This window comes from Ruminiclostridium josui JCM 17888 (genome assembly GCF_000526495.1).
Classification (GTDB): Bacteria; Bacillota; Clostridia; order Acetivibrionales; family DSM-1351; genus Ruminiclostridium; species Ruminiclostridium josui.
Genome location: NZ_JAGE01000001.1, coordinates 1,434,920 through 1,457,690, shown reverse-complemented (window position 1 = coordinate 1,457,690; position 22,771 = coordinate 1,434,920). Strand labels below are relative to the sequence as shown.

The window sequence follows — 22,771 nt, the reverse complement described above, 5'->3', positions numbered from 1 at the left end:
AAATGTCAATAGATTTAGAATTAATAATATTATTTATCATATATGTTTACTAGGATATTGACTTTGATTTCCAATCATTGTAAGATTAAAGGAATTAAATTAAGTGTAAAGGAGGTTATTTATGAACTATAATTTTGACGAAGTAATTGACAGAAAAAATACAAATTCAGTAAAGCACGACTTCCACGGGATAAACGGGATACCTGATGATGCCATACCCTTATGGGTTGCAGATATGGATTTCAGAACACCAGCTCCAGTCATAGAGGCTCTCGTAAAGTCAGGCGAACACGGCATTTTTGGATACTCCGAAACAAGGGAAGACTACTTTCAGGTTCTACAGCAGTGGTTTGTGGACAACTATGATTGGGATATACACCCTTCTTGGCTTGTTAAAACACCCGGAGTTGTTTTTGCAATTGCTATGGCAGTTAGGGCACTTACTGAAAAAGAGGATGCGGTTATGATTCAGAGACCTGTGTATTATCCTTTTTCAAATGTAATAATTGATAACGGACGAACTCTTGTAAATAATCCTCTTATATATAATAGTGGAACTTATTCTATAGATTTTGAAGATTTTGAGGCTAAAATAATAGAGAACGGTGTAAAATTGTTTATTCTGTGCAATCCTCACAACCCGGTTGGAAGGGTATGGACAAGAGAGGAGCTTGTAAGGCTGGGTGATATATGTCTTAGGCATGGTGTTACAGTTATATCTGATGAAATTCATGCGGATTTCATATATAGCGGATATAGACATGAAGTTTTTGCAAATATAAAACCTGAATTTGCTGATATTACTATTACATGTACCGCTCCCAGTAAAACCTTTAACCTTGCAGGACTGCAGGTGTCCAATATAATAATAAGTAACAGAGAACTTAAAAAAGCAATAAAAAATGAAATTAACAAGACCGGACATGGCCAGATTAATACTATGGGAATTGTCGCCTGCAAGGCAGCTTACCAGTATGGCCATGAATGGCTGCAGCAGTTAAAGGCTTATCTTGCTGGAAACTTGTCTTTTGTAAGAAATTTTCTTGCAGAAAGACTGCATAAAATAAAGCTTGTGGAGCCACAGGGAACTTATCTGGTATGGCTGGATTTCAGGGAGCTTGAGTTAACTGAAGCAGAGCTTGAAAAACTTATAGTAAGAGATGCAAAGCTGTGGCTTGACGGTGGGACAATGTTTGGGGAAGAGGGAAAAGGCTTTCAAAGGATAAACATTGCCTGCCCTAGAGTAATACTGGAAAAGGCTTTTCTACAGCTTGAAGCGGCTGTAAATAGACTATAATATATTTATATTTTACATTAAGAACATTAAGAGGTGGAGTAGATATGAGTACAATAACAAGGGAAAAAGCGTGGGAGCTTCTTACAGAGTATAACAAGGATGCTTTTCATTTGAAGCACGCACAGATTGTAGAAGGTGTTATGCGATATTTTGCAAGGCAGTTGGGTTATTCGGAGGAAGAGGATTTCTGGGGAATTGTGGGTTTACTCCATGATTTGGATTTTGAGCAATATCCTGAGGAGCACTGTATAAAGCAGCAGGAAATCATGAAGGAAAGAGGAATAGATCCCAGGATTATTCGCGCTACTGCAAGTCATGGATATGCACTCACAGTGGACATCAAGCCAGAACATCAAATGGAAAAGGTTCTTTATGCAGTAGATGAGCTAACAGGACTTATTGGCGCTGTGGCACTTATGAGGCCTTCAAAAAGTGTTTCGGATCTTGAAGTTAAATCAGTTAAGAAAAAATATAAGACATCCAATTTTGCAGCTGGATGTTCTAGAGAGGTTATAGAGCGTGGTGCAGAATTACTGGGATGGGAATTGGATTACCTTATACAGCAGACAATTCTTGCAATGCGTGAATGTGAAGTGGTTGATTAAAACAGCATGAATACTTGAAAACTGGAATAAATATATATATAATAGAAAATAATATATCAAAATATCAAAAAACAGCGATAATAAAAGCTATGATTTATTTTTTTCTGAAGAGAGCCGATGGGTGGTGAAAATCGGTGAGAAAATGAGTCTATCCACTTTTGGAGCTGTCGGTGACGAATCGAGAGGTTGGTACCCTTTATAGTACTTTTGTCGAGAGGTCGATAATTTTTATCGGCAATTTGGGTGGCAACGCGGATACCTTCCGTCCCATTGTTATATGGGATTGGAAGGTTTTTTTGATTTTATTTATTTTGTAAAAACTATAATATTTAATACAGGAGGAACAAGGATGTTAGATTTAAAATTTGTCAGAGAAAATCCCGAAATTGTAAAGCAGAATATAAGGAATAAATTTCAGGATAAAAAGCTTGGGTTAGTTGACGAGGTTATCGCTTTGGATTCTGAGCTGAGAAGCACAAAGCAAGAAGCAGAAACTTTAAGAGCCAACAGAAATAAGATTTCAAAGCAGATTGGCGGACTTATGGCTCAGGGTAAAAAGGCTGAGGCAGAGGAAATGAAGCAGCAGGTTACAGCTCAATCTGAACGTTTGGCAGCTTTAGAAGTAAAAGAAAATGAGCTTGAAGAGAAAGTAAAGAAAATCCTTATGACCATTCCTAATATAATTGACCCTAGTGTTCCTATAGGAAAGGATGACAGTGAAAACGTAGAAGTTCAGCGTTATGGCGAGCCGGTGGTACCTGACTTTGAGATTCCTTATCATACTGAAATAATGGAAAAGTTAAAAGGAATTGATTTAGATAGTGCCAGAAAGGTTGCAGGAAACGGTTTCTACTATTTGATGGGGGATATTGCAAGACTACATTCTGCTGTAATTTCATATGCTAGGGATTTTATGATAGACCGTGGTTTTACTTACTGTATACCTCCTTTTATGATACGTAGCGAGGTTGTAACTGGGGTTATGAGCTTTGCTGAAATGGAAGCCATGATGTACAAAATAGAGGGTGAAGATTTGTTCTTGATTGGAACAAGTGAGCATTCAATGATAGGAAAGTTTATAGACACCATAATTCCTGAAGCATCACTGCCTCACACTCTGACAAGCTATTCACCATGCTTCAGAAAGGAAAAAGGAGCTCATGGTATAGAAGAAAGAGGAGTTTACAGAATACATCAGTTTGAAAAACAGGAAATGGTAGTAGTCTGTAAGCCTGAGGATAGCATGATGTGGTATGACAGAATGTGGCAGAACACAGTGGATTTATTCCGCTCCCTGGATATTCCTGTTAGAACTTTGGAATGTTGTTCAGGAGACCTTGCTGATTTGAAGGTTAAATCAGTGGATATAGAAGCGTGGTCACCAAGACAAAAGAAATACTTCGAGGTTGGAAGCTGTTCAAATCTTGGAGATGCTCAGGCTCGCCGTTTGAAAATCCGTGTTGACGGAGAAAATGGAAAATATTTTCCTCATACGCTTAATAATACAGTTGTTGCTCCACCGAGAATGCTTATTGCATTTCTGGAAAATAACCTTAATGCAGACGGCTCAGTAAATATACCGGCGGCATTACAGCCTTATATGGGTGGTAAAGCGGTAATTAAATAAGAGTTTATCTTTATAGGTAAAGGAACATAAAATGGGCTGTTGCTTAACTAGTACTTATGAGTATAAATTGTATCAATGTAAGCTTAGAAGCAATCATTGATACAATTTATACTGGAGTACAGGTATTTGACAGCCCATTTAACTTAATTTAATGGATTAGCCTTGCTTATAAACAATTGACACTTTATCACTTCTTAAAAAATCATATGGGAAAACGGCTTTGCCGCCATTTCCATCCAAGTCAACTCCGCTTTTGAAATAACAATCCCATACAAACTGTGAGCAATAGTATTTATCTATCTTTGTTTTATTGAAAATATTGCTGAAATAGCTGAATGGAGTACCGATTTTTGTATGTCCGTATGCAATAGCGTCTGTTATAATTTTTGGTTCAACCTTTGGACGTACAACAAGGATTTTTTTGTATCGTGTTCTCCAGTCATTTACACGGTTTCCTATACCATCTTGAAAAAGTTCCAGAACTTTTGTAGGATCAGAATCTACAAAAGCAGCATGTGTGGTAAGGGAACCCATAGTTATTGCATTGATATCACTGTTAGTTTTATCAAACACTGTAATGAGAATGTCTCCCGGTTTTCCAACCCATTTGTCAGTAGAATTATATAAATCCATATCTTTTTCTACAGATAAATTGCTCCAGTTTTTTTCTATGTATAACTGAAAGTTTAGTGTATCAATTATTTCTTTATAAATTGCCTCCGCTTCTTTTGTATTTACCTTTGATTTATCAATAAAAGATTGTATTCCCGGGTCCAAATTAATTTCAAAAGCGTATACATTTGAACCTAAAATATTAGCAAATATAAGTACTATACAAAGAAGTGACGAAATTAATTTTTTCTTCATAATATAAACCTCCTAGAATAATTATTTTTTAAATGTAAATAAGATTATCTGCTGCTCTTTTACTGCCTTTTAAAATAAAAATTTCATCAACTCCTTTCTTATACCCTCCTGATTCTCGCAGTGATTTACCTATTTTTTCACTGTTTACTTTGTAAGACTTGTCAGAAAGAATCTTGGTAGCGGAATCTTTTAAAAGAGCAGGAGATACTTTGTTTTTTTCGATTACTATACCAGCACCAAGTTCGGCAACTCTGTATGCTACAACTGGTTGATCAAAAAAATGAGGGACAACTATCAGGGGTACGGAATAATATAATCCTTCATTGGTACTATTCATCCCACCATGAGTTATAAAGAGATCCGTATGTTTTAGAATTTCTAGCTGAGGCATATAATTCCTGATAATAAAGTTGTCAGGAATGTCTTTAAAGCTGTTCATATCTATATTGGTGCCAACAGACATAATAATTTTTGCATCCATATCTCTGAAAGCTTTAAAACAGCTTTCATAAAATTCTATAGACTTGTTAAATATAGTGCCTAGAGAAATATAGATGATTTTGCTTTTTTCTCTACTTACCAGTTCAGGTTCTAGTATTTCTTTTCTGTCAGATATTGAAGGGCCAATAAACTTATAACTGTCATCAAAACTTTCTCCATGGATTTGAAAATATCTTGAAGTATAGACGATATTCATATTACTTTTCACTTTATGTATGCTTAATAAATCAGGTACGATTATTCCGTACTTTTCCTTTAAAAAATTAATAATTGCTGAGAATTCAGGTTTATTGATAAGCCCTTTTATAACTGGACCAAACCTTGTAAAAAACTCTGACAGATAATTCGTTTTACCATTTACTGCGAAAGTAGAATTAGAGCTGATAGCAGGGATTTTTAATATTCTGGCGACTTCCGCTCCTATGAAAAATAATGAGTCATATATTATATAGTCAAAACTGTCCTTAATGTTGAAAATCGTTTCAATAATTTCCACATAAACACGAGCTATTTCCATTAACTGAGGCTGAATTTCTGTAGGGCTAATGTCACCGTTATTGAATCCAAGTTCGTCAAAATTCTTATATCCAATAAATCTGGCACCTGTATCTTCTATTTTGTCCCTAAATTCTTCTCCTGCTATGTATGTAACTTTCTCTCCTCTGCTTATCAATTCACTAACTATACTAATGGTGGGGTTTATATGTCCGTGCCCAAATACATTAATAAATAATACATGAGATATAACTATCACTCCTTTTTGGAAATATTTTACTATTGAGAATTATATTACCAATCAGTATACTATTTAAATAGACAAAATTAAGAGTTTGTCCAAAAAAATAATAAGGGAGTGATATTAGTGAAATATCAGCATAAAAAAACCAGAACAAGAACAGCTATAATTGAAGCATTCCAATATTTAATGACAAAAATGCCATTTGACAAAATCAGGGTAAAAAATATCACTGATATAGCGGGAGTAAACCGACATTCCTTTTATTATCACTTTAGAGATAAGTATGATTTACTGTACCAGATAGTAACGCAAATGCTTGTAATTGATTATGACGCTGTTGCGGGAGAATCATTGATAGAGCAATCAATAAATCAGGTACCCAGAATTCTTCGTTACTTTGAAGAGAACCGAAAATTCTTTAAAAATGCATTTAAGGATGATAAGCAGCAATCATTTAATAATTTTTTTCAAAAGCTGATTTTTGACTGGTTTACTACTATATTAAATAATACGATCGGTGCAGATAAAGCCAGTGGAGATTCATTTTACATAACCGAGACAAGATTCTATGTTGCAGGCTATAGCCAGCTGCTAATGTATTGGCTATACAATGAGCCTGACAAATCAGCAGATGTTCTTGCAGAAGAAATTATAAAAATATTTAAAGGTGCATTTAATGGCACCTATAAATAAAATCAGTTTCGCAACGCTTCTTACTAAATTTTACAGCTATCATTCATAAGCCCCTCTCAAGAGGCATATATATACACTGTAGACGATGACATACAGCTTTTTGTGAGTTTAAACTTGCTTAAAGGATAATATATCTACGATGCAGTGAATAATGCCTTATCAAAAGGGGGGTATATGGTTGAAGGAGTACATAGAAGAGCGGGTCTTGGAACTTGCAAATTATATCATCGACAAAAGGACAACAGTAAGATACGCCGCTAAAAAGTTTGGAATAAGCAAGAGCACTGTCCACAAGGACGTAACCGAACGGTTGGAAAAAATAAATCCTGCACTTATGAACCAAGTAAGGGTAATACTCGAGGAAAATAAGGCAGAAAGGCATATACGCGGCGGCGAAGCAACAAAGGCAAAATATCAGGCAAAATAAATTTACATAGAGAAGTAAAGTAAAGAAAAGCCGGGAGCTAAAGGGCCCCGGCTTTTGCATTGTTAATGTGTATTCATCTTTTTCTATAAATTCACTGAATTTTAATAATGACAACATTTAAATATTTTACAAGTTCAGGTTGGCTTGTTTATGGACAAATTATCTAAATATTCAGGATATGATGTCAGAGCAAAATTTAAGGAAGGAGTAGTAATATTTAAATTTTTCCAAAGCAATTTGTTTACATAAATACATGCTTATATAAATAGCCAAATTAGTGTTTCACTAATTTCATAAAATGTCAAAAATGATTTGTTGAAATAATCAATGATTTATTGCGATAATCACAGATAAATAATTTTAACTTTAAAATTTGAAATAAAGTATTGAAATTTATGCTTAAATAGGCTAAAATGAGAATACGATGAATACCATCTAATTCTTATCTATTAAAAAAATGGTTGATTAACATTTATATAGCCATTTGATTATCAATATTTTACAAAAGTTTTATCTAAAGTATTGAAACAAGATTACAACTAAATATGCGGATATAACGGTTCTATGAATATTAAAAGGACTGTTGCCCTAACAATGAAGTGAGGGAGAAAAATATCCTTTTGATTTAGACGTTTATCATGGTGCAAATTCACTCCTGATTCCACATTAATCGTCATGGAAGAGAAAGGGTTTTGATATTTTAAAAAATTTTTATTAAAGATAGGGGGTTATAAATGCACAACTTAATTTTTGAAATTGGTTTAGCAGTTGCATTAATAGCAGCAATGGGGTTGATATCTAAGAGGTTACGCTTTTCAGTTATTCCATTTTACATATTAATTGGGATGGCTGTAGGTCCACATGCCCCGCATTATGGGATATTTGATCTTAGATTTATTGAAAGTTCCCAATTTATTGAGTTTATGGGACGTCTGGGTATTCTTTTCCTTCTTTTTAGTCTGGGAATGGAATTCTCTGTATCAAGGTTTGTCAAAGCGGGGAAATCAATATTAACTGGTGGTCTATTCTATATCTTAATTAATTTTTCAACTGGTTTGCTAATGGGGTGGATTGGCGGTCTCCCCATAAAAGAAACTCTGGTTATATGCGGTATTATGACCAGTTCTTCAACAGCAATTGTTGCTAAAGTGCTTATGGACCTTAAGCGAACAGCTAATAAGGAAACGGAAATAATAATGGGAATGATAATGTTTGATGATTTATTTATTGCCATACATATTTCCATATTATCAGGATTACTATTGAGCGGGTCGAAATCTGTATGGGGGATTATTCTCACTGCGGCCACATCTATAATTTTTATACTGTTTATGCTTTTTGTTGGAAAGAGATTAATAAAATACTTGGATAAACTTATGGATATTCCGTCTACAGAAATATTCTTGCTAATAGTAATGGCATTTCTGTTCCTGGTTGCAGGATTTTCAGAATCTCTGCATGTCGCTGAGGCTATAGGTGCACTGCTGGTGGGACTTATATTTGCAGAGTCTGTACACGCAAAAAGGATAGAGCACAATATGCTTCCTTTCAAAGAGTTTTTTGGAGCCGTTTTCTTCTTTAGCTTTGGATTGACAATTGACCCGTTGTCTTTGGGTGGTGCAGTTTGGATGGCAATCATTGCTGCGCTGCTTACAATTATCGGGAATATGGTTTCAGGTATAATAGCGGGGCGAGTGGCAGGGATTGAAGGGAAGGCCAGAGCAAATATAGGGCTTACATTGGTATCAAGAGGTGAATTTTCCATTATCATGGCGAACATGGGAAAAGCCGGAGGACTTATGCCAGTTATCCAATCCTTTGCAGTGTTATACGTGCTTATTTTAGCGATTGCTGGCCCGCTGATGGCTAAACATTCAGCTCCGATTTATGATGGATTACAAAAGATTTTCGGACGAAGGAAAAGAGAAAATTAGATATGAAGCTGTCGTAAGGAGGTCTTCTGTTATGAATGGAAAAAAATATTTGATTACTAGAAAAGTTATAAACTTTATATTCATATTTCTAGGTGCATTATTGATTGCAGTAGGTGTGGAAATATTTTTTAGTTCACATAATCTCATTGCGGGAGGTATTATAGGAACAGCTGTTATGATAAGTTATATCATGGAAATTCCTCTTAGTGCCATAATTGTATTGCTGAATTTTCCTTTTATGATATTCGGATACCGTCATAGAGGAAAGAAATTCGTATTACCTACTATGGCAGCAGTAGCTTCTATGATTTTCTGGTTGTCGGTATTCAGGCCTATTCAAATAGAGCAGGAGTACATTCTGCAATCTACTATTTTTGGGGGTATATCTCTGGGAATAGGTCTGGGATTGATATTGCGATTTGGTGCTCTTGTGGATGGGTTTCAGTGCAGAAGAAAATATTATGAAATGAATGGAATTAATTCTTCCGGTACAATATATGTCGCAGTTAATATATTTATAGTTTCCTTGTCCGGATTGGTTTTCGGTTGGGAGCAGGCTATGTACTCACTTATAGCTTACTTTATAGTCTTTAAATCTATTGACGCAACCTTTGACTTGTTAAAACGGGACAGTATTATCACCGGAAGTGAGGAAGCGTGAGATGAAAGCTAATATTTAATAAACTACAACAAATTTATCTTTCCGCAAAAAGCAGTTTTACTTTTTTATGAAAAATCAAGTAAGTAAAAAGCCGGGAGCTAAAGGGCCCCGGCTTTTTATCAGTTGACATTTACCTGGCAACGGGGGATACTTGACATATAAATAGAATAATTTAATTAAATTAATAAATCAGGAGGGGGTTAAAAGATGATACTTGAAAACGGATTAGAAAAGTGCAACTGCAAAAAGAAATCATGTGTCCGCCACGGTAAATGTGATGAGTGCTTAAAATACCACAGTGAAAACTCAAAATACCTACCATACTGCAAGCGTGCAAAAAAGAAAACTGAAAAACCCACACTAGGTGGGTCTTAGCAAGTTTTCTATATAATTAGGATTTACGTATAAACTCTGTCCTGCACTTTGGACAGGTTATCTGTATTTTTCCCTTACCCTTGGGAACGCGTACCTCTTGTTTGCATTGAGGACATTTGTAATACCTGTGAGTTTTAGAATCCATTAAGCGTTTTTTTCTTTTAAAAAACCAACTGGCAATTGGATTCCAGAAAACCAAGAATTTATTATTTTCTGCTCTTCTGCGATAAATATTTTTAGAAAACATTCTGTAAAAGCATAGTACTAGTGGAATATAAGACAGATAACCAAACCAGCTAACTGGTACAAACATACCTATTAATGAAATTAGCAATGATAAAAAAAGAAGTCCGGCGGACAAATGATCAGGCCCGTACCTTCCAATCATAAATTTTCTGAACCAATTCATAAAACTTCCTCCGTAATTTTTGGGTTACATATATTTTAGTAGTGTAGGAAAGGTTTTGCAATATTTATCTAAAAAGGTGGGTAATTATTAACTTGAAGGTGCTGTATGAATATGTTAAAATATTATCAAAGTATCTGAGCTCAAAGTTTTAATGCTGAGAGTAAAGAGATTTATTTCAAATATCGTTCTGAATGCACGAGGGTTAGTCCCAAGTGGTAAGGCGGTGCTATAAGGTGGATTAGGAGAACCCCTGTGCCTGTAAAGCATCAGGGGTTTTATTTTATTTGTGAGGGAGGCAGCCAAATGGAGACAAGGATTGCTCTAATAGGAATAATAGTTGATGATTTATCGTCAGCAGAAAAGATAAACCTGATACTACATGAATTCGGAAAATATATAGTTGGAAGAATGGGGATTCCATATCGTGAAAAGGGTGTCTCCATTATAAGCGTGGTTGTTGATGCCCCAAATGATATCATTAGCTCACTTTCAGGGAAATTGGGAATGTTAAAGGGAGTCAATACAAAGACTGTTTATTCAAAAATATAAATCCACTTATAACATCCTCGAAATGTCAGATTAAAAATCTGTTTTGTGGAGGAAGTAAATATGTATAACAGCAAATCAAAAAAAGCCGAGGACTTTATTAATGATGCGGAAATTTTAGAAACACTGGAGTATGCCCGCAAGAACAAGGAGAATATGCCACTTATAGAAGATATTCTTCAGAAGGCAGCTGAGTATAAAGGACTAAGCTACAGGGAAGCAGCAGTATTATTGGAATGTGAGCTAGATGAAGTTAAAGAAAGGGTGTCTAAGCTTGCAGAGCATATTAAAAATAAATTTTATGGAAATAGGATAGTAATGTTTGCACCCCTATATCTTTCAAACTACTGTGTGAATGAATGCAGATATTGTCCATACCACGGTTCAAACAAGCATATCGCAAGAAAACAGTTGTCTCAAGAAGACATTGTCAGAGAAGTTAAGGCCTTGCAGGATATGGGTCACAAACGACTTGCCCTTGAAACGGGAGAGGATCCTGAAAATTGTCCTATAGAATATGTATTGGAAAGTATAAAAACAATTTATGGAATAAAGCACAAAAACGGTGCAATACGCCGTGTAAATGTGAACATTGCCGCTACAACAGTTGAAAATTACAAAAAGCTCAAGGATGCGGGAATAGGAACCTATATATTATTTCAGGAAACTTACCATAAACCAACATACGAATATCTGCACCCCAAGGGGCCAAAACATAACTATGCTTATCATACTGAGGCCATGGACAGAGCAATGGAGGGTGGAATAGATGATGTAGGGCTTGGTGTTCTCTTTGGACTGAATCTTTACAAATATGATTTTGTGGGCTTGCTTATGCACGCAAAGCATTTGGAGGATGCAATGGGAGTTGGGCCTCACACAATCAGCGTGCCACGTATAAGACCGGCTGATGATGTGGATTTGAAGGAATATTCCAATGCAGTACCTGACTCCATATTTGAAAAAATTGTAGCAATACTTCGTATAGCAGTACCATACACCGGTATAATCATGTCCACAAGAGAATCGGAAAAGACCCGTAGGGAATGTCTTAAATTGGGTGTTTCCCAAATCAGTGGAGGGTCATCCACAAGTGTGGGTGGTTATGTAGAAAAAGAAGCTGAGAATTCTGCTCAATTTGAAGTTAATGATACAAGAACTATGGACGAAATAGTTAACTGGCTTTTGACTCTGGGATACATTCCAAGCTTCTGTACAGCGTGCTACCGGGAAGGCAGAACAGGGGACAGGTTTATGAGACTTGTTAAGAGCGGTGCAATTGCCCATGTTTGTCATCCCAATGCAATTATGACACTAAAGGAATATTTGGAAGACTATGCATCAGAAGATACAAGGCAAAAAGGCGAGAAAATGATAGAAAAAGAAGTAGAGTTACTGCAAAACGAAGATGTCAAAAGAATCGTAAAAGAACATTTAAGAGATCTCCATAATGGTAAGAGGGATTTCAGGTTCTAGATTAGGAGGAATAAAAATGAGTCTTACAAATACACCGGGTGCAAACAGGTTGCACATTGCGCTGTTCGGCAGAAGAAACAGCGGGAAATCTTCACTAATTAATGCAATAACGGGACAGGATATTGCATTGGTATCTGAAATCGCTGGAACCACCACCGACCCCGTATACAAGGCCATGGAGCTGCATCCCTTAGGTCCAGTTATGTTTATTGATACAGCGGGGTTTGACGATGTTGGAACTTTAGGAGAATTGAGAATTGAAAAAACTCGCAAGGCCATTGAAAAAACAGATGTAGCCATTGTTTTTTTCTCAGGAACAGAGCTTTCGCTGGAAAAGGAATGGACTGAGGAGCTAAAAAAACGTAAAATACCTGTTATACCTGTTATTAATAAAGCAGATATACTTGAAAATACCAGTGATATAAAAAAACAGGTAGAGGAAACTCTTGGGCTGATGCCAATCGTTATCAGTGCAAAGGAAAAAACAGGACTTGATAAAGTAAGAGAAGAACTTATAAGAGCCGTGCCGGAAGATTTTGAGGTAAGCAGTATAACAGCCCATCTTGTCAATGAAGGAGACTTGGTACTGCTGGTTATGCCTCAGGATATTCAGGCTCCAAAGGGGCGTCTGATTTTGCCACAGGTACAGGTAATCAGAGATTTGCTTGATTTAAAATGTATGGTTATGAGCGTTACTACTGACAAGCTTGACAATGCACTAAAGGCAATGTCAAAGCCCCCAAAGTTAATAATTACTGATTCCCAGGTGTTTGACAAGGTGTATGCGCAAAAGCCTGAAGAAAGCCTATTAACATCATTTTCTGTACTGTTCGCAGAATACAAGGGTGATATTTCTGCATACATTAAGGGTGCAGAAGCAATAGACGCACTTACTGAGGAATCAGCTGTTTTGATTGCAGAGGCCTGTACCCATGTGCCATTAAATGAAGATATTGGACGTGTGCAGCTTCCAAGACTTCTCAGACAAAAGGTGGGCGAAGGTCTGACTGTTGACATTGTTAGTGGAACAGATTTTCCAAAGGATTTGTCAAAATACTCTCTAGTTATTCAATGTGGCTGTTGTATGTTCAACAGAAAATATGTATTATCACGTATAGAGTCAGCCCTAGCTCAGAATATAAGTATATGCAATTACGGAATAGCAATTGCAAAGCTTAGAGGGATTTTAGATAAAGTGGCCTTATAACGCAAGAATAATTACCATTTTGTAACTTTTAAAAGATACAAAAATATTGCATTATTAAATTAATATGATAATATAAATAATAGATAATTTTGACTTAATATGTACAAATATATATCATACTTTATAAATGGTTATAATTTCTGTTAGATTATCAAATTAAGGAAATCAAGGAGTTGTTTCGTTTGGGATTTGGACAGGACATCGGTATTGATTTGGGGACAGCCACAGTACTTGTATACATTAAAGGTAAGGGAATTGTATTAAGGGAACCATCCGTTGTAGCTATAGATAAGAATACAAATAAATTACTTGCGGTAGGCGAAGAGGCAAGAAGAATGCTGGGAAGAACACCTGGAAATATAGTGGCTATCAGGCCTCTGCGCGAAGGTGTAATTTCTGATTATGACATAACAGAGAGAATGCTTAAATATTTCATAAATAAAGTAACCGGGAACAGAAAGTTTTTCAAACCAAGGATAATGGTCTGTGTTCCCAGTGGAGTTACAGAAGTTGAAAAGCGTGCGGTAATAGACGCATCCATGCAAGCCGGAGCTAGAAAGACATATTTGATAGAAGAACCTATTGCGGCTGCTATTGGAGCAGGCATTGATATTTCAAAGGCGTGCGGTAGCATGGTTGTTGACATGGGCGGCGGTACTACGGATATTGCGGTAATATCGTTAGGTGGTACAGTAGTAAGCACTTCCATAAAGATTGCCGGAGACAAGTTTGACGAAGCTATTGTTCGTTATATGCGTAAAAAGCATAACATTATGATAGGTGAAAGAACTGCGGAAGAATTGAAAATCAACATAGGTACGGTTTATCCACGAGTTCAGGAGGTTACAATGGATATCAGAGGAAGGAACCTGATTTCAGGACTTCCAAAGACAATTACTATTTCTTCAACTGAAATGATGGAAGCATTGGAAGAACCTATTTCAAGTGTTGTTGAAGCAGTACATTCAGTTCTTGAACGTACACCACCGGAGCTTGCTGCTGATATCAGCGACAGGGGTATAGTTATGACAGGTGGAGGAAGCCTTATTTACGGTTTGGATAAACTGCTTCAGGAGAAAACAGGTATAAATGTAATAATTGCAGATGATTCCATATCTTGTGTAGCCCTTGGAACAGGTAAAGCGCTGGACAATATAGAGGCTATCGAGGCTAGTGCGCTTACAGAAAACAGGGCAAGTTATAAACGATAAAAATAGCAATACAGGGGTAAAATATTTACCCCTTTTTTTAATATTAGGATATATTAGTAATTATTTTCGTATAGAAAAAATCTAAAGTAATTCATTATAGCTGCCGATATATAGAGTAATGAATTTACATAAGGAGATATCTTATGATTAGAGGGTTATATACTTCTGCGTGGAGTATGCTGGCAAATCAAAAAAAACTAGACGTTATCACAAATAATATGGCAAATGTCAATACTACGGCATACAAGAAGGATACAGTAGTTTATCAGAGTTTTCCTGAAATTTTAACAAGGAGAATTAACGACACACAGAGTCCCACCAATCCATCAGCTGTTGTTGGTACAATGGAACTCAGTAGTGATGTCGGAGAAGTATATACGTATTACACTCAAGGTCAGATGGTGCAGACCGGAGACAGATACGACCTGGCAATACAAGATAATAATACGGGTGAGACAGCAAGTCCTGCATTTTTCACTGTAGGAGTAATTAATCCACAGGATAACACAATGCAGGAGTTCTATACAAAAAATGGCTCTTTTTCTCTTAATGCCAACAATCAGCTGGTAACAGGGGATGGATATGCTGTATTAGGTAAAAAAGGACCTATAACCCTTAAACCAGGTGATTTCACAGTTGACAGCAAAGGTAACATAATGCAGAATGGAGCTATTGTTGATACTCTTCGTATTGCACAGTTTTCAGATTCAACTCAATTAAGAAAGTTTGGAAATAATTTGGTTCAGAATAACGGAAGCGAGATAGTAGAGTTTACAGGTTCAGTTATTCAGGGGTACGATGAACAGTCAAATGTTAATGTTATAGATGAGATGGTTGACATGATAACTGTTATGAGAGCTTATGAGGCAAACCAGAAAGTGCTGCAAGCTCAGGATGGAACGTTAGAAAAAGCAGTAAATGAAGTAGGTTTGGTTAGATAATTAGATTCCGATAGACATATATTTTAAATTTCTTTGGAGGGTTAAAGGCTATGATGAGAGCATTATATACAGCCGGTTCAGGAATGAAGGCTCAACAGTTCAATGTAGATGTTATTTCAAATAATCTTGCAAATGTTAATACCACTGGATATAAAAAGGAAAAAGCAGAATTCAAGGACCTCCTGTACCAGACAATGGATAGGGCATATGTTCTAAATGATGCCGGAAAGCCTGTGAATCTTCAGGTAGGACATGGAACGGTGGTAAGCTCCACAGTGAGAAACTTTGATAATGGTACTCCTGAGCAGACAGGTTCCAATCTTGATTTTGCTATAGATGGTGAAGGCTTCTTCACTATAATGGGGCCACAAGGAATTGTTCAGTATACAAGGGATGGTTCCTTTAAGCTAAGTATTACAGAGGATGGTATGAAGAGACTCACTACATCCGATGGATACGCTGTTTTAGACAGTTCAGGAGAAGAGATACTATTCGACCCTGAAGTAAATATTTCAGAACTTTCAGTATCTCCCCTTGGAGAGATGAGCTATAAAGATGCAGAAGGCGTTAGCATTCCTATGGATCAGACTATAGGCATGGTAATTTTCCCTAACAAGTACGCATTAGAAGCGGTAGGAAACAACCTTTACTCAAGCAATTCAGCAACTGGAGAACCTGTACAGGTTACTGAAGTTGAAAATGCTAAGAGTATCATGAAGCAGGGTTTTCTTGAATCTTCTAATGTTCAGGTTGTTGACGAAATGGTAAAGCTTATTGTTGCGCAGAGAGCATACGAAGTTAGCTCAAAAGCAATACAATCTTCTGACGATATGCTTCAGATAGCAAATAATTTGAGAAGATAGAAAATAGGTGAATATAATGGAAGTAGGAAGCATTAATTCAAAAAATGTATTTGATACTGCCAAAAGTACCAGCTCCAAAGTCTCTGAGGACAGTTTTGAAAAACGGCTTAGAGAGGCTGCTGATAAAGGCGATGACAGTGAATTAAAAGAAGTGTGTCATGAGTTTGAAAGCCTGTTTATAAGCATGCTTTATAAACAGATGAAAGCTACGGTACCAAAATCGGATTATCTTGGAAGTGACACTGCTTCTGATATATACAATTCAATGCTTGATGACCAGCTTTGTGAAGTTGCATCAAAAAGGGGAATTGGCTTAGGTGATATGATGTACAAGCAGTTGTCAAGAAAGTATAAACAAGAAGATTCTGCCTCAGTTACCGGAGGAGTATTTGATGAAAAGAAATAATCAGAAACTGATTATAAATATTGGATTGTTTTTCGCATTGTCCTTCATGTTAATTTATGTAGGACAATTTTTATTTTTCCAAGATAATAATATTTCAGAGAATGCTTATAATACTTTGAGTTCATCGGTTGCATCATCAAATTCAGTGGTGCCTTCACCTGTTCAATATAAACATGTAACAGAAACCATAAACGAGTGTAAGCAGGAAATTTATATGCTGGAGTTTGATCCAAGAGATGAGAGAGTTGAATTCAAGCCGGCATTGTCATTTGATAATATATTTGGCTTTGAAAAATTATCTGACATTTGCAAAAGAAATGGAGCATATGCAGCAGTTAACGGAGGGTTTTTTTATCAATATGGTGATCCTGCAGGCATGGTAGCAATAGATGGACATATGCTGACTGCTTCAACGGGAATGAGCCCTGTGCTAATTGTTGATAAAAAAGGAGCCAGATTCGATACTTTTTATTCAAATATTTATCTAGAGCATAATGGTAATAAAGTCAAGATAAATGATATGAACAGGATAGGTAAAGATAACGATATTATTCTATATAATTACAAATTTGGAAGCACAAACAGAGCTGAAATAAAAAATACATCAATAATTGTTGAGGATAACACAATAACAGCGGTAATAGAGTATGCAAAAGAAGTTAAAATGAAGAAAGATGCCAATGTTATTAGCTTTTATGGTGATAAAGCTAACCTGCCTGAAAAAATGGGTTTACAAGCAGGGGATACAGTCGATATTAGGATAGAGCCATATTTGGGATACCACTACCAAGCATATGAATGTGGAAGTATGCTTGTCAAAGATGGAAAATTAGTAGTTCCTGAACGTGATAAATGGGCAGGTACTCTAAGCAATCGAGATCCTAGAACCATTATCGGTATTAAGACAGACGGCAAAATAATTATGCTGGTATCTGATGGACGTCAGCCGGGATACAGTGAAGGAATGACAGGCAAAGAAATGGGTGAATATCTGATTAAAATAGGAGTAAAGGATGCGGCAATGCTGGACGGAGGAGCTTCTTCACAGATGATTATAAACGGCAGCCTCCGAAACAGACCTTCCTATGAAGGCATTGAGAGACCGGTAGCAGGGTGCTTTATAGTAAAGATTAAATAAATGACTTTGGTGTAAAAATTTATAAGATAAAAGGATTTTTGGATTATATAGTCGAATATATTACCTAGTCATAATTATGTGTATTAAAAGATAATTGGAGGACATATGCTTACAAATAAAGAAATCAGGGAATTATTACCCCACAGGTATCCGTTTTTACTGGTTGATAAAGTTATAGAACTTGAACCGGGGAAAAAAGTAGTTGCAGTAAAGAATGTTTCTAGTAATGAGCCGTTTTTTCAAGGACATTTTCCAGAATATCCAATAATGCCAGGTGTGTTGATAGTAGAGGCTTTGGCACAGGCAGCAGGGATAGCTGTTGCTGTTTTGGAAGAAAACAAAGGTAAATTAGGTGTATTTGCTGGAATTGAAGAAATGAAATTTAAAAATCAAGTAATGCCTGGGGATGTTCTTACCTTGGAAGCTGAGATTCTAACGAGTAAGCTTGGAGTTACCAAGGCAAAGGTTAAGGCAAGTGTAGACGGTAAGATTGCAGCACAAGGGGAAATCAAGTTTGCAATGACTAAGGCATAAATTTAAAATAAAAAACAACCTCTTGGATTAAGCTCCAAGAGGTTGTTTTACTGACGTTACTTATTTGCTCTTAGGTTCAAGAACATCTCACCACATCTTACTATATCTCCCGCCCCCATTGTGAGAATGAGATCTCCAGGTTGAGCATTTTTATCAAGATACTCAGCTATGTCCTGAAAATCACTTATATAAACTGCATTGCTGCCTTTCTCTCGAATTCTTTCTGCAAGCATTTTAGCATGGATATCTCCGGTGTCTTTTTCCCGGGCAGCGTATATATCAGTTATTATTATGTTATCAGCTTCTCCAAAAGATTCTGAAAATTGATTCAAAAAGGCTCTTGTTCGTGTATAGGTGTGGGGCTGAAAAACACACCATATTTTATTATGCTCGCTGCTTTTGGCTGCTTTTAGAGTAGCCTGAACTTCAGAAGGATGGTGAGCATAATCATCAATAACCTTAATGTTATCAACTAAGCCTTTTAACTCAAATCGCTTGTGACTTCCGCCGAATTTAGAAAGTCCATATGCTATGTCTTCCATACTGCATCCGCAAGTGTGTGCTGCGGCAATAGCAGCAAGAGAATTGCTTACATTGTGAGGGCCCGGAACTGATAGAGAGATATTTCCCATTTTTATACCCTCTTTATATACGTCAAAAGAAGCACAGCCCATGCTATTGTATGTTATATTTTTTGCAGTCCAAATAGCATCCTTGTTCTTTAATCCATAAGTTACAATATTACAATCTCTTTTGCTGACAACGGAAAGAGTATTTTCATCATCAGCGCAGGCTATAATATAACCGTTATTAGGAACTAGAGAAACAAATTCACCAAAGGTTGACTTAATATGATCTAAATCACGGAAGTAATCCACATGATCTATTTCAATATTTAAAACTACTGCCATAAAAGGGTGGAATTTTAAAAAGCTTCCATAATATTCACATGCTTCGGTTATAAAATATTCAGAGCTTCCGATGCGGGTATTACCTCCTATGCAGTCCAGTTCACCTCCGATATGCGCTGTAGGATCTGTATTTGCCTCCAGCATTATTGTTGTTATCATTGAGGTTGTGGTAGTTTTGCCATGAGTGCCTGCAACGGCAATTCCAAAGGAATGCTTTTTCATGAGGAGTCCTAAAAGCTCGGCACGGTCTATGACAGGGATACCCAGCTCTTTTGAACGGATCATTTCAGGGTTATCCTCTTTAACGGCAACAGTATAAACAATAAGGTCTGGTTCTGTAATATTTTCGGCACGATGCCCTATAAATATTTCAGCACCTTTGCTCTCAAGTTTTTGAGTTGCACTGGAAGACTTAATATCAGAGCCTGATACATGGTAGCCTTTTGCCAAAAGAATTTCGGCAAGACCGCTCATGCTGGATCCGCCGATTCCTATAAAATGGATACGCCTGATTTTTTCAGAATCTAAAATGTTTGAATTATTATTCAAAGAAAACACTCCCTTGTTGTATTGCTAAATAAAAATTTGTTAGAGAATTCTACATAAAGTAAGTTCTACTAAAAAAGATAATACAATATTTTCATATAAATGTAAAAGGAATATATATATTTAATCAATTTTACAGCTATAACATCTTCTACATATTGTATGATGTATATGGGATAAATATTAGATAAAATGATTTAATCCGAATTATGATTGTAATTTAAGTTTTATTATTCATTATATTATTGTATAATAGCTATGATGTAAACTAAAGATGTGGGGAGATTTTATGGATAAAATCCAAAGAAATGAAAGGATTTCAGTTATAATCAAAACTTTGTGCGACAATCCGAACAAGATATTTACACTTGGATATTTTTCGGAAATGTTCGGTTCTGCAAAATCTACAATAAGTGAGGACCTGGAATTACTGCAAAAAACATTTAGTAAGAACTCAATGGGAAATATTTGTACTATATCTGGAGCTTCAGGTGGAGTTAAATATGTTCCATTTATGGGCGAAAAGGCTATACATGAAACTTTGGAAGAACTTGCAAAAGAATTATCTCACCCGGATAGAATACTCTCTGGGGGGTTTTTATATATGCTGGATATTATTTATAACCCCGAATGGGTTAACAAAATGGCAATGATGTTTGCTACCAGATTTTCAGGTTTGGAGCTAGATTGTGTTATTACGGTGGAAACAAAGGGGATACCAATTGCTTTTGCAACTGCACAGTACCTTAACGTTCCGTTGGTAATAGTAAGACACTATAACGAAGCCACTGATGGAGCATCTGTAAACATTAACTATGCATCCGGTTCAGCAAAGAAGATACAGACAATGGTACTTCCTATGAAATCATTAAAGCGAAATTCAAAGATACTATTTATAGATGACTTTATGAAGGCCGGAGGAACTTCAAAAGGCATTATTGAATTGGCAAACCAGTTTGACAGTGAGGTAGTTGGAATTGGAGTTGTGATAGAAACAAGTGTGCCGGATAAAAAACTTGTAGAAAATTACTATTCTTTGATGAAACTTAATACATCTAAGATGCAGGAGAATAATTCCATCGACATAAAGCCTAATATTTAGCCGGAAAACATAAAGTGATGTAAAATAAACCAAAAATATGTAAAAATAATGTACAAAAAGAAGGATTTTTAGCATTTATGGCGAATATTGTATTTAAAACATAATACTTCTTGGAGGGTTCGCCAATATGGAAATCACAGATATCAGAATCAGAAAAATTGAAACTGAAGGAAAAATGAAAGCAGTAGTTTCTGTAACATTCAACAATGAGTTTGTTGTACACGACATCAAAGTAATCGAAAGTCAGAGCGGCCTATTTATTGCAATGCCCAGCAGGAAAACACCGGACGGTGAATTCAGAGATATCGCACATCCTATAAATGCTGCGGCTAGAGAAAAACTTCAAACTGCTATTCTTGAAAGCTATAAGAATTCATAGAAAGCATTGATTCCAAGAACAAAAAAGATACTGTAAAAGGTATCTTTTTTTATGTCACCCGATTACATATAGTACTATAAATGTAATATAATGAGAATTATTTATGGCTAAATTTTAGTTATATTAACGGGTTGAAATTATATGATAAAAATGAGAGAATATATCCTGTAAAATACAGTGGGGGCTAAATAATGAATAAAATTATTGGATTAGTCATTACAGACAGTAATAGTAGTACGTTTAAATCAAAAAAACCTGTAGAAAACCATAGTGTACTTGGCCAAAGTGTATTACAGTGGTCCGGGTCTGCATTAGCTGAAATTACAGGTGAAGCTCAATCAATAAATTCTGATGATATATGCAGAGCAAAGGATTTAATCGGAAATTCGGAGAATTTTATAATAAACTGGGGAGACCAGCCACTGATACTGGCCGATACTTTCAGGCATTTACTGGAAAAACATACATCAGAGGGGAACGACGCGACAGCTATTATTTCCTGTAATGGGAAAGCTTCGGTCTATGTGTTTAAAAGCAAAAACTTTCTAGGCCGTATAAATGAATTAGGTATTCAATCATTTTCAAAGTTTAACATTGCCCAAATATTCCAATCATTTCAAAACAAAAACAAGATATCTTCTGAAGATAAAACTCAATTTATTGTGGTCGATGACAGGGAAGCTCTTTCAATTGCTATAGGGGAAATCAAATCCGTTATATTGAAAAAGGTTATGCTGTCAGGTGTTACTGTAATGGATCCCTCATCTACTTTTATAGATGCAGGTGCGGTTATCGGCGAGGATACTATAATTATGCCAAATACCATAATAGAGGGAAATACAGTTGTGGGTGAGGGCTCCATAATTGGTCCTAACTCAAGAATTGTCAACTGTAAGATTGGAAATAATGTTGAAGTAGCAAATTCAGTTGCATATGACAGCTCCATCGGAGATGAGACTCATGTGGGACCATTTGCATATCTGAGACCGGGAAGTAATGTGGGCAAGAACGTTAAAATCGGAGATTTTGTTGAAATTAAAAAATCAGTTATCGGAGACAGAACTAAAATCTCACATCTGACATATGTTGGTGATGCCGAGGTAGGTTCAAATGTTAATATAGGATGTGGCGTTGTTTTTGTAAATTATGACGGAAAGAACAAAAACAAGACAATTGTTGGAGATAATTCATTTATAGGATGTAATGTAAATCTTGTATCGCCTGTTGTTGTAAAAAATGATGCGTATATTGCTGCAGGTTCAACCATAACAGAGGAAGTGCCTGAAAATTCTCTGGCAATAGCACGTCAAAGACAGACGATAAAGCAGGATTGGGTTACAAAGAAGGATTTAAAGCGAAAATAAACACACAATAAT

At 36.1% G+C, this 22,771-nt stretch carries 24 protein-coding genes and 1 other annotated feature; of the genes, 20 read left to right on the top strand and 4 right to left on the bottom strand.

Features of this window, described 5'->3' with window-relative positions; all coding sequences use genetic code 11:
- Positions 1-121: 121 nt before the first annotated feature.
- The 3 genes from K412_RS0106930 to serS all read left to right on the top strand — a co-directional run bounded on the left by K412_RS0106930 (position 122) and on the right by serS (position 3,529).
- Positions 122-1,297, top strand: a complete 1,176-nt coding sequence (locus K412_RS0106930) for a MalY/PatB family protein (protein ID WP_024832422.1) — start codon at positions 122-124, stop codon at positions 1,295-1,297.
- 44 nt (positions 1,298-1,341) lie between these two features.
- A complete protein-coding gene (locus K412_RS0106925; RefSeq protein ID WP_024832421.1) occupies positions 1,342-1,902 on the top strand; it encodes a hydrolase in 561 nt (186 codons plus the stop codon).
- Positions 1,903-1,970: 68 nt separating this feature from the next.
- Positions 1,971-2,175, top strand: a binding site (T-box leader).
- A gap of 76 nt (positions 2,176-2,251) precedes the next feature.
- On the top strand, positions 2,252-3,529 hold the full coding sequence (gene serS, locus K412_RS0106920; protein ID WP_024832420.1) for a serine--tRNA ligase: 1,278 nt from the start codon (positions 2,252-2,254) through the stop codon (positions 3,527-3,529).
- A 156-nt stretch (positions 3,530-3,685) separates the two neighbouring features.
- Here the strand turns inward: serS and K412_RS0106915 are convergent, their stop codons facing one another.
- A complete protein-coding gene (locus K412_RS0106915; RefSeq protein ID WP_024832419.1) occupies positions 3,686-4,396 on the bottom strand; it encodes a YiiX/YebB-like N1pC/P60 family cysteine hydrolase in 711 nt (236 codons plus the stop codon).
- A gap of 28 nt (positions 4,397-4,424) precedes the next feature.
- Positions 4,425-5,642: a macrolide family glycosyltransferase gene (locus tag K412_RS0106910; RefSeq protein ID WP_024832418.1), complete on the bottom strand. Its 1,218-nt coding sequence runs from the start codon at positions 5,640-5,642 to the stop codon at positions 4,425-4,427.
- A gap of 117 nt (positions 5,643-5,759) precedes the next feature.
- Here K412_RS0106910 and K412_RS0106905 point away from each other — a divergent pair, with 117 nt between their 5' ends.
- The 5 genes from K412_RS0106905 to K412_RS22480 all read left to right on the top strand — a co-directional run bounded on the left by K412_RS0106905 (position 5,760) and on the right by K412_RS22480 (position 9,726).
- On the top strand, positions 5,760-6,329 hold the full coding sequence (locus tag K412_RS0106905) for a TetR/AcrR family transcriptional regulator C-terminal domain-containing protein (protein ID WP_024832417.1): 570 nt from the start codon (positions 5,760-5,762) through the stop codon (positions 6,327-6,329).
- A gap of 178 nt (positions 6,330-6,507) precedes the next feature.
- Positions 6,508-6,756: a sporulation transcriptional regulator SpoIIID gene (spoIIID, locus tag K412_RS0106900; RefSeq protein WP_024832416.1), complete on the top strand. Its 249-nt coding sequence runs from the start codon at positions 6,508-6,510 to the stop codon at positions 6,754-6,756.
- A 734-nt stretch (positions 6,757-7,490) separates the two neighbouring features.
- Complete coding sequence (locus tag K412_RS0106890; protein WP_024832415.1) at positions 7,491-8,690, top strand: cation:proton antiporter; 1,200 nt, start codon at positions 7,491-7,493, stop codon at positions 8,688-8,690.
- A gap of 31 nt (positions 8,691-8,721) precedes the next feature.
- Entirely contained in the window at positions 8,722-9,351 is a 630-nt protein-coding gene (locus tag K412_RS0106885; RefSeq protein ID WP_024832414.1) for a YitT family protein, read from the top strand.
- A 207-nt stretch (positions 9,352-9,558) separates the two neighbouring features.
- The gene (locus K412_RS22480) at positions 9,559-9,726 is read left to right on the top strand and encodes a hypothetical protein (RefSeq protein WP_173585597.1); all 168 of its coding nucleotides are present in this window, start codon (positions 9,559-9,561) and stop codon (positions 9,724-9,726) included.
- Between the two features lie 16 nt (positions 9,727-9,742).
- Here K412_RS22480 and K412_RS0106875 read toward each other — a convergent pair whose 3' ends face one another.
- Positions 9,743-10,135, bottom strand: a complete 393-nt coding sequence (locus K412_RS0106875) for a hypothetical protein (protein WP_024832413.1) — start codon at positions 10,133-10,135, stop codon at positions 9,743-9,745.
- Between the two features lie 303 nt (positions 10,136-10,438).
- Between K412_RS0106875 and K412_RS0106870 the strand changes: the two genes are divergently transcribed.
- The 9 genes from K412_RS0106870 (at position 10,439) to fabZ (ending at position 18,457) form a co-directional block, all read left to right on the top strand.
- Complete coding sequence (locus K412_RS0106870; protein ID WP_024832412.1) at positions 10,439-10,684, top strand: TM1266 family iron-only hydrogenase system putative regulator; 246 nt, start codon at positions 10,439-10,441, stop codon at positions 10,682-10,684.
- A 60-nt stretch (positions 10,685-10,744) separates the two neighbouring features.
- Complete coding sequence (gene hydG, locus K412_RS0106865) at positions 10,745-12,157, top strand: [FeFe] hydrogenase H-cluster radical SAM maturase HydG (protein WP_024832411.1); 1,413 nt, start codon at positions 10,745-10,747, stop codon at positions 12,155-12,157.
- A gap of 16 nt (positions 12,158-12,173) precedes the next feature.
- The gene (hydF, locus tag K412_RS0106860) at positions 12,174-13,364 is read left to right on the top strand and encodes a [FeFe] hydrogenase H-cluster maturation GTPase HydF (protein ID WP_024832410.1); all 1,191 of its coding nucleotides are present in this window, start codon (positions 12,174-12,176) and stop codon (positions 13,362-13,364) included.
- A 182-nt stretch (positions 13,365-13,546) separates the two neighbouring features.
- The gene (gene mreB / locus K412_RS0106855; protein ID WP_024832409.1) at positions 13,547-14,575 is read left to right on the top strand and encodes a rod shape-determining protein; all 1,029 of its coding nucleotides are present in this window, start codon (positions 13,547-13,549) and stop codon (positions 14,573-14,575) included.
- Between the two features lie 143 nt (positions 14,576-14,718).
- Complete coding sequence (locus K412_RS0106850; RefSeq protein WP_024832408.1) at positions 14,719-15,516, top strand: flagellar hook-basal body protein; 798 nt, start codon at positions 14,719-14,721, stop codon at positions 15,514-15,516.
- Positions 15,517-15,566: 50 nt separating this feature from the next.
- A complete protein-coding gene (locus K412_RS0106845; RefSeq protein ID WP_024832407.1) occupies positions 15,567-16,379 on the top strand; it encodes a flagellar hook-basal body protein in 813 nt (270 codons plus the stop codon).
- A 16-nt stretch (positions 16,380-16,395) separates the two neighbouring features.
- Entirely contained in the window at positions 16,396-16,785 is a 390-nt protein-coding gene (locus K412_RS0106840) for a rod-binding protein (RefSeq protein ID WP_024832406.1), read from the top strand.
- Positions 16,772-17,923, top strand: coding sequence for a phosphodiester glycosidase family protein (locus tag K412_RS0106835; protein WP_024832405.1), 1,152 nt, complete (start codon positions 16,772-16,774; stop codon positions 17,921-17,923). Before K412_RS0106840 ends, K412_RS0106835 begins: the two co-directional genes overlap by 14 nt.
- 105 nt (positions 17,924-18,028) lie before the next feature.
- Positions 18,029-18,457, top strand: a complete 429-nt coding sequence (fabZ, locus tag K412_RS0106830; protein WP_024832404.1) for a 3-hydroxyacyl-ACP dehydratase FabZ — start codon at positions 18,029-18,031, stop codon at positions 18,455-18,457.
- 56 nt (positions 18,458-18,513) lie between these two features.
- Here fabZ and murC read toward each other — a convergent pair whose 3' ends face one another.
- Positions 18,514-19,917 (bottom strand): UDP-N-acetylmuramate--L-alanine ligase, encoded by a 1,404-nt coding sequence (murC, locus tag K412_RS0106825; protein ID WP_024832403.1) that lies wholly within the window; start codon positions 19,915-19,917, stop codon positions 18,514-18,516.
- A gap of 286 nt (positions 19,918-20,203) precedes the next feature.
- Here murC and purR point away from each other — a divergent pair, with 286 nt between their 5' ends.
- The 3 genes from purR (at position 20,204) to K412_RS0106810 (ending at position 22,759) form a co-directional block, all read left to right on the top strand.
- A complete protein-coding gene (gene purR / locus K412_RS0106820; protein ID WP_024832402.1) occupies positions 20,204-21,016 on the top strand; it encodes a pur operon repressor in 813 nt (270 codons plus the stop codon).
- A 127-nt stretch (positions 21,017-21,143) separates the two neighbouring features.
- On the top strand, positions 21,144-21,395 hold the full coding sequence (gene spoVG, locus K412_RS0106815; protein ID WP_024832401.1) for a septation regulator SpoVG: 252 nt from the start codon (positions 21,144-21,146) through the stop codon (positions 21,393-21,395).
- A 191-nt stretch (positions 21,396-21,586) separates the two neighbouring features.
- Complete coding sequence (locus tag K412_RS0106810; RefSeq protein WP_024832400.1) at positions 21,587-22,759, top strand: UDP-N-acetylglucosamine pyrophosphorylase; 1,173 nt, start codon at positions 21,587-21,589, stop codon at positions 22,757-22,759.
- Positions 22,760-22,771 lie beyond the last annotated feature (12 nt).

What these genes read in the sequence shown, in the direction of transcription:
- K412_RS0106930 (WP_024832422.1), top strand. Translation starts at nt 122, where the DNA reads ATGAACTATAATTTTGACGAAGTAATTGACAGAAAAAATACAAATTCA.
- K412_RS0106925 (WP_024832421.1), top strand. Translation starts at nt 1,342, where the DNA reads ATGAGTACAATAACAAGGGAAAAAGCGTGGGAGCTTCTTACAGAGTAT.
- serS (WP_024832420.1), top strand. Translation starts at nt 2,252, where the DNA reads ATGTTAGATTTAAAATTTGTCAGAGAAAATCCCGAAATTGTAAAGCAG.
- K412_RS0106915 (WP_024832419.1), bottom strand. Translation starts at nt 4,396, where the DNA reads ATGAAGAAAAAATTAATTTCGTCACTTCTTTGTATAGTACTTATATTT.
- K412_RS0106890 (WP_024832415.1), top strand. Translation starts at nt 7,491, where the DNA reads ATGCACAACTTAATTTTTGAAATTGGTTTAGCAGTTGCATTAATAGCA.
- K412_RS0106885 (WP_024832414.1), top strand. Translation starts at nt 8,722, where the DNA reads ATGAATGGAAAAAAATATTTGATTACTAGAAAAGTTATAAACTTTATA.
- K412_RS22480 (WP_173585597.1), top strand. Translation starts at nt 9,559, where the DNA reads ATGATACTTGAAAACGGATTAGAAAAGTGCAACTGCAAAAAGAAATCA.
- K412_RS0106875 (WP_024832413.1), bottom strand. Translation starts at nt 10,135, where the DNA reads ATGAATTGGTTCAGAAAATTTATGATTGGAAGGTACGGGCCTGATCAT.
- K412_RS0106870 (WP_024832412.1), top strand. Translation starts at nt 10,439, where the DNA reads ATGGAGACAAGGATTGCTCTAATAGGAATAATAGTTGATGATTTATCG.
- hydG (WP_024832411.1), top strand. Translation starts at nt 10,745, where the DNA reads ATGTATAACAGCAAATCAAAAAAAGCCGAGGACTTTATTAATGATGCG.
- hydF (WP_024832410.1), top strand. Translation starts at nt 12,174, where the DNA reads ATGAGTCTTACAAATACACCGGGTGCAAACAGGTTGCACATTGCGCTG.
- K412_RS0106850 (WP_024832408.1), top strand. Translation starts at nt 14,719, where the DNA reads ATGATTAGAGGGTTATATACTTCTGCGTGGAGTATGCTGGCAAATCAA.
- K412_RS0106845 (WP_024832407.1), top strand. Translation starts at nt 15,567, where the DNA reads ATGATGAGAGCATTATATACAGCCGGTTCAGGAATGAAGGCTCAACAG.
- K412_RS0106840 (WP_024832406.1), top strand. Translation starts at nt 16,396, where the DNA reads ATGGAAGTAGGAAGCATTAATTCAAAAAATGTATTTGATACTGCCAAA.
- K412_RS0106835 (WP_024832405.1), top strand. Translation starts at nt 16,772, where the DNA reads ATGAAAAGAAATAATCAGAAACTGATTATAAATATTGGATTGTTTTTC.
- fabZ (WP_024832404.1), top strand. Translation starts at nt 18,029, where the DNA reads ATGCTTACAAATAAAGAAATCAGGGAATTATTACCCCACAGGTATCCG.
- purR (WP_024832402.1), top strand. Translation starts at nt 20,204, where the DNA reads ATGGATAAAATCCAAAGAAATGAAAGGATTTCAGTTATAATCAAAACT.
- spoVG (WP_024832401.1), top strand. Translation starts at nt 21,144, where the DNA reads ATGGAAATCACAGATATCAGAATCAGAAAAATTGAAACTGAAGGAAAA.
- K412_RS0106810 (WP_024832400.1), top strand. Translation starts at nt 21,587, where the DNA reads ATGAATAAAATTATTGGATTAGTCATTACAGACAGTAATAGTAGTACG.